This is a genomic window from Cellulomonas bogoriensis 69B4 = DSM 16987, from assembly GCF_000767165.1.
Classification (GTDB): Bacteria; Actinomycetota; Actinomycetes; order Actinomycetales; family Cellulomonadaceae; genus Actinotalea; species Actinotalea bogoriensis.
The window spans coordinates 1-5,719 of the sequence record NZ_AXCZ01000173.1; the positions used below are offsets into that span (position 1 = coordinate 1).

Here is a 5,719-nt window from a genome sequence, read left to right on the forward strand (position 1 = left end):
ACGGTCCCGGCGCTACACCACTACCGGGGACGCAACTCGCGGCGCTCGAGTCAGGTCGCGAGCTTCGCGGCCGCGAAACCCGCGCGGGACTCATTCGGAGGTCTTGAGCTTCCACGTGATTGGCGAGGAGCGCCCCTCGCCGGGCTTGCAGCTCCAAGCATTCGATGCGATGAGCTCGACCGTGCTGCCCTCAACCACGTATGAGGCGCTGGCGCTGACCCACCGGTAGTCATCGTCCCCTCGGCCGTAAGTGTGGTCATTTCTCTGCTTGTTGAGCAAGACGGTCCAGAACAGACTGAAGCCGGCGTCAGCGAGGCGGTCTGTCAGGTCTCGACGCAGAACCAGGGTGGAGGCCTCGTTCATCCCGGCTGATGGGTCCTGGACGGCAAGCCCGTTCTTGTCGGTCCACCTAAAGTCGTGTCCAGGGTGGAGTTCTAAGAGGTCGAAGAGCATTCTGGAAGGGACAAATCCGGTGGGTTCGTCGGTGCCTGCGGCGTCGCGGTCGGTGCCCGTTCCGCCGTACCACGCTACTGGTTGATACAGATCGGCCGGGATGATGCGGTCGCCGGGGGACCGTGGTTCTGCGTTCCCGTCGGCCCAGTCCCAATCCGGAGAACCCGGGAAGGCGCCGAGGAGCCGGGAGTGCACCTCTGCGTTCTCTGCCATCCAGCGGCCATCCCAGCCCTCCCCGTCGCCGTTCAAGCCTTCAACCCAGGCCCGAACGGCGGGGACGTCTGTGGACGCGAGGAGGTAGCCGCGGATCTGCACCCAAACACTCAAACTGGGGACTTTCAGTACCCTGATCTCGGGGAGATGCACTTGGGTCCAGCTGTCGTGCCTGACCAGTGAGAGCCAATGGGTGCCTTCCGGCGATGAAAGGGTGATGAGGTCCATTGGGTCAGGCACGCCCTCGAGGTCCTCCGGATAGTCTTTTGCGACCTCGTCTGGGAACGTGGCGGCGACGGGTGCAAACCAGGCGCTCTCACTCTCGCCTGGGTCCAGGGCGTCACCGCGGATAAGGACCGTAGGGTCGATGTCGCGCCACACGATCTGTTCCGCATGTGCGTAGGGGAACGGCTGGCCGTTGCCGCTCCACCGTTCCCTGAGTTGGAAATTGTCCGCAAGTTGTCCGAGGACTTCATAGAAAGCAATCCACTGGTACTTTTTGCCGTAGCGCTCGACGGGACCATCGTGCCCACCGCGCCGTCCGTATTCGACATCGTCGAACTGCTCCGGGTTCCAGCCCATCTCGAGAACGCGGGTGAAGATGACTCGTTCTACGAGACGACGCAGTTCTTTCTCGTTTGCAACGTCAAAATGGTCGATGGCTGGCTCGACGATGTACTTGCCGAAGTCACCGTGCGGCCCCTTCACTGACCCCCAGATAGAGGCGTAGCGGTAGTCGGGTGCTGAGTCCATCTCCTCAATCTCTTCGTAGGTCTTCGCGTCCGGCGGCCAGACGGCGCCGTAGGGTGGCAGCCACTCGGGACCGTCCCAGCCGTGGGCGCGGGCAATAGCTGATGTTCTCCGGAGATAGTCGCGCGTCAGGAGGTTCTTGGGCCAATTGCCCGCAACCATCGCAGCTGCGGCGTCTGCAACTGTGACGCACGTCATGGGTTCGGCGGCGCGCAGGCCCACCGCGCATGCTGCGGATGCGAGGCGCTCGATGACGTAGGGGTCGTTGCATCCGGCGAACTCGGCTAAACCCAAAGCGAATCCGCTGGGTCCACGGTCGCCCACGCTCACCAGGGCTTTGGTCGCTTGGTCGCGGACTCTGCGGTCCGGAGTGGCGAGCATCCAGCCGAGGATGAGCGTCGCCAGGTGTGCGACATCGTCCGGCAACTTGCCCGAATCGGCGTGGGGGTCCTTCGGCCACCCCCAGTCGAGCAGAAGGGCAACAGCGTTCTCACCCTCGTAGCTCTGCTCGTCGGTAGGTCCGATGAGCCACTCAGACCAGGAGAGATCTCGCACCGCGAGGTCCTGAGCCATGAGAACCTGGTGTGTCCAGTTGGCGTTGAGACGGTGATCGGGAACGCAGGCGATCCGCACGAGCCGCTCCCAGATCCGCGGGGCCCACTCATCAAGACCGACCAGCTTCTCCACGATCCGGACGGCCCGGTCGGTTAAGTGCAACGGGGAGCGCAGCACAATGCTCTCGATGAAGGCGTCTATGACCTCAGACCCAGTTGCACCGGTGCCTTCGTCCTTGAACAGGTCGATGATCTCCTCGCCAACCACCTCGGGCGCGAGGACGGCGAGCGCTCCGAGTGTGCCGCGCTCGGCCCAACTCCTGCTTCCAAGGCTCTGAAACCAAGCCGTCAGCCCCGGCGCCTTCCGTTCGGCAAGAATTGCCGCCCGGGAGACGTCCGCGAGACGCTGATAGCTGAACGTCAAATGGTCGTCGTAGGTGTTCATTAAGACGCCCTCTCGAAGGAGCCCAAGAAGAAGACTCGTCGACCATGTGCGACCCGGAAGCAGCGCCTCGGTGATGGCGACAGCATCAGAGCGCGGGTAGGGCCCCGGGCCGGTTTCGGCTAGTCTGCGTACCGCGGCTTCTACCAGGTTGCTTGCGTGGTCGTAATCGCACCTGGAAGGGCCGGACAGGCGCTTGTTAACCGCCTCGAGAAAAGCATCGAAGACTGTGGTGAGTCCTGCGGTTCCTAGGGCGAATCGGTTCTGACCGAGGGTTGAGAGCGCCTCGCAGGCAAGTTTTAGGAACAACGGGTTCCCGTACTCGGGGTTTAGGATGGGGAACGTGAGACGTTCGAGGTTGTACTCCTTCGTGTACCGGTCCACAGCTTCGCTGGTCGCCTCCGAGAAGCCTCGGTGCTCAAGTCGGGGGAATCCATGAGCATCGCCGATGACTGGTTCTACAAACTCGGTGCGGCATGAGACTGCCAGAACGACGTTCGGGTAGCGGTCGACGGAACCGGCCAGGACGCGAAGGTCGTCGACCCAGCGTTCGGGCTGAGTTCCCTCGTTGACGGCGTCGATCATGAGCATGGCTGAGCAGCCAGCAGCTTCGCCGGCGGCGTCGAGGACGCGCAGGACCTCGTCGAGGGTCCCGTCGATTTGGGCGAGGCCACCAATCTGCGCGAGGAGTGGCTTGCCAGTTTCGAAGTCCTGACCGAGCGTGATCACCGTGGGGCGCCCGGCCGCGACGCGGTGTGAGGCGACGTCGCAGAAGAGGTGGGTCTTGCCGACGCCAGCACGGCCGGTCATCAGAATTCGGCCATCCTGTGCAGCGCGGGTATCGACGGACTCCAGCAGGGACAAGGCGCCCAAGCAAGCGTCGCGGGTCTTGATGTAGGTGCCGTATAGCCACCCGGCCTGCTCGCGGTAGTAGCGGCCCTCGCTGAGGTGACGGGCCTGCAGGAGTCGGTGCACGGCGGTCGCAGCCGGGTGAACTGCCCGAACCGTCTCGATGATGTCGGGCAGCGGCCCGGCTCCTGTCACCGCGTCCAGGAATTGCTGCATTGCGGTCTCGGCGCGAACGAGCGCGTTTCTGCATGCCCGGATGCTGTCCGCGAAGGCTTCTTCGTCGCCCTTGGGTGGGTACCAGCCTTCGGTGCCCGCCTCGCGTAGACTTGCGAGCGCTACCCGGACGCGACGCACGTAGTGGTCTGTGCGACCGAGGGCTTCGAGCGCGTGCACGGCTTCCACCTCGACGTGGAGCTTGGGCGTGTATCGGCGACCGGCCTTGAGGATGACATCGGACAGTCGTCGGTTCAGGCTCTCCGGCGAAAGGGCTGATGATTCGAACCAGTACCGCAGCCGGCCCGCATTCTCGGGCTTAGTCAGTTCGCTCACGAATTCGTGGGCGCCGACGTAGATAAAGTCAACGCTCATCTCGCGATCCGCCGTGAGCGCCTCCCATTCGGCCTTCTTCTTCGCCCATTTCGTGTATGCGGACTCGAGCCTAGCCTTTGGCTTGTCGACGTCGCCCGCAGGCAGATCGTAGGGCAATGCAATGTAGAGCCTGCTGAGGTTGGGTTCGGTTTCGAGGGCACGAACCACGGATTCGTGCACCTGTTTGAGTTCGCTCTGGCCGAGTTCGAATAGGTACTTGGCCTGCCAGGCCCAAACCTCCCCGTTCGGCAGGACGCCCTTTCCTTCGCGTCCACCGTCCGGGTTCCCAAACCGGCAGAAGGCGGTTCCTTCGGGCCATGAGACCAGGCTGTTGCGGATAATAATAGATGCCACTTCTTCGAAAGCGCCGGCTCGCGAAGCTGGCGACCCGTAGGGTCGGATTCGGCGGAAGTCCACGTCGGGCAAGCTGGGAGCGGCACTCATCGTTGTTTTCCCTTATCGCTCGTGAGTCATCTCTAGCGACCGTCTGGCGCGCACCTTTATCTTCCATCTGCCTCACTGAACCCGATCACACGTTGGCCGACGCCTGGCGGCGTCCTGCTTTCTTGTGGGCTCTGGCGCCTTCAGAGTCATTACGGCTCGACGTGGGGTTTTACATGAGACCTTGAGAGTCCTTCCGGCCGGGCCACAGGCGGCGCGCTGCCGGGCGGGGCGGAGGTGGGCGCAGGTCTGCTTCGTGGGTGTGATCGACTCGTGGCCCAGCCGTCGTTGAAGGGCGAACAGGTCCGTCGCGGAGGGGACCATAGACGAGCCGAGGGTGTGGCGGAAGTCGTGCACGAGCGGGCGCTTCTTCAGATGCGGTGCGCAGGTATCGGGGGTGCCATCGGCGAGGACGGGGCTGCTCGTGGCATTGAGCGCCGGCGCCCACGTGGTCGTCCAGAAGTGCGATGACGGCAGCTGCGAGTCGACGGCGTCCGTGACCAGCAGCTGATCGAGGGCCTTGCCCGGAACGAGGGGTAGCGGCACGTCCACGAGCTCGTCCGGCAGTGACCCCGTTCGCCGTGCCCGCTTCGTCTTCGGTGGGCCTACGTGCCAGTGCCGGTTCGCGTCCCGCTTCCACGCCTTCGCCACGCGCACTGTCGCCGGCCATGCGGCCGAGTCGACGTCACCGGCCGTCGGCGCGTTCGGCTCTCCCCACCGCAGCCCGGTCGCCACAAGGATGAACACCAGCGGTTGGTAGTGCGGAGACTCCTTCGGGAGCAGCAGCCTGAACTCGTCGCGCGTCAGCACCGCCATCTCGTCGCGCGTCGCCACCGACTTTGGCAGCTCCACTCCTACACACGGGTTGTCTGCCCGATAGCCGAGCCGCACCGCCGTCGTCATCGCCGCTGACAGCAGCCCGTGCACGTTCGCGACCGTCTTGGGGGACAGGCCCTTCTCCGTCATCGCGCGCACCCAGCCGGCCACGTGCCGGTAGGCCATCGCGGAGACCGGCAGCGATCCGAGCCCGGGCGCGATGTGCGCACGCAACTGCCCGAGGTAGTGCAACCGCGTATCGGCCCCGACCCCGGTCAGCAGGCCGATGTGCTCAGTGATCGCCGCCTCGACAGTCGGCCCGGGCTTCCGCACCGCCTCGGCGATCCGCGCGGCCTCGTCGGCCCGTCCGCCGGCCGCCTCGATCAGCTCCCGCGCCACCCGAGCGTCCCGCTCGTCGTCGTACGTCAGCGATGTCTGCCGCCCGGTGTCCGGATCGGGCCACAACACGGCGAACGAGCGCGTCCCATCGGCTCGCCGACGCTCCCGAATGCTCGCCACAACACAAGAAGGTAGCCGTCCGTGTCAACGGATGGCTACCTTCTTGTCAACATGAGCTGCGTTTCCGCGGGTCACAGAGGTGGAGGTGGCGGGA

2 protein-coding genes are annotated in these 5,719 nt (G+C 64.6%); both read right to left on the reverse strand.

Annotation, left to right across the window (positions count from 1 at the left end):
* Positions 1 to 90: 90 nt before the first annotated feature.
* Positions 91 to 4,266 carry an NACHT domain-containing protein gene (locus tag N869_RS12430; RefSeq protein ID WP_156968531.1) on the reverse strand — a complete coding sequence of 1,392 codons (4,176 nt, stop codon included), beginning with the start codon at positions 4,264 to 4,266 and terminating at the stop codon, positions 91 to 93.
* 99 nt (positions 4,267 to 4,365) lie between these two features.
* Positions 4,366 to 5,625 (reverse strand): tyrosine-type recombinase/integrase, encoded by a 1,260-nt coding sequence (locus N869_RS16640; protein ID WP_052105512.1) that lies wholly within the window; start codon positions 5,623 to 5,625, stop codon positions 4,366 to 4,368.
* Between the last annotated feature and the right edge of the window lie 94 nt (positions 5,626 to 5,719).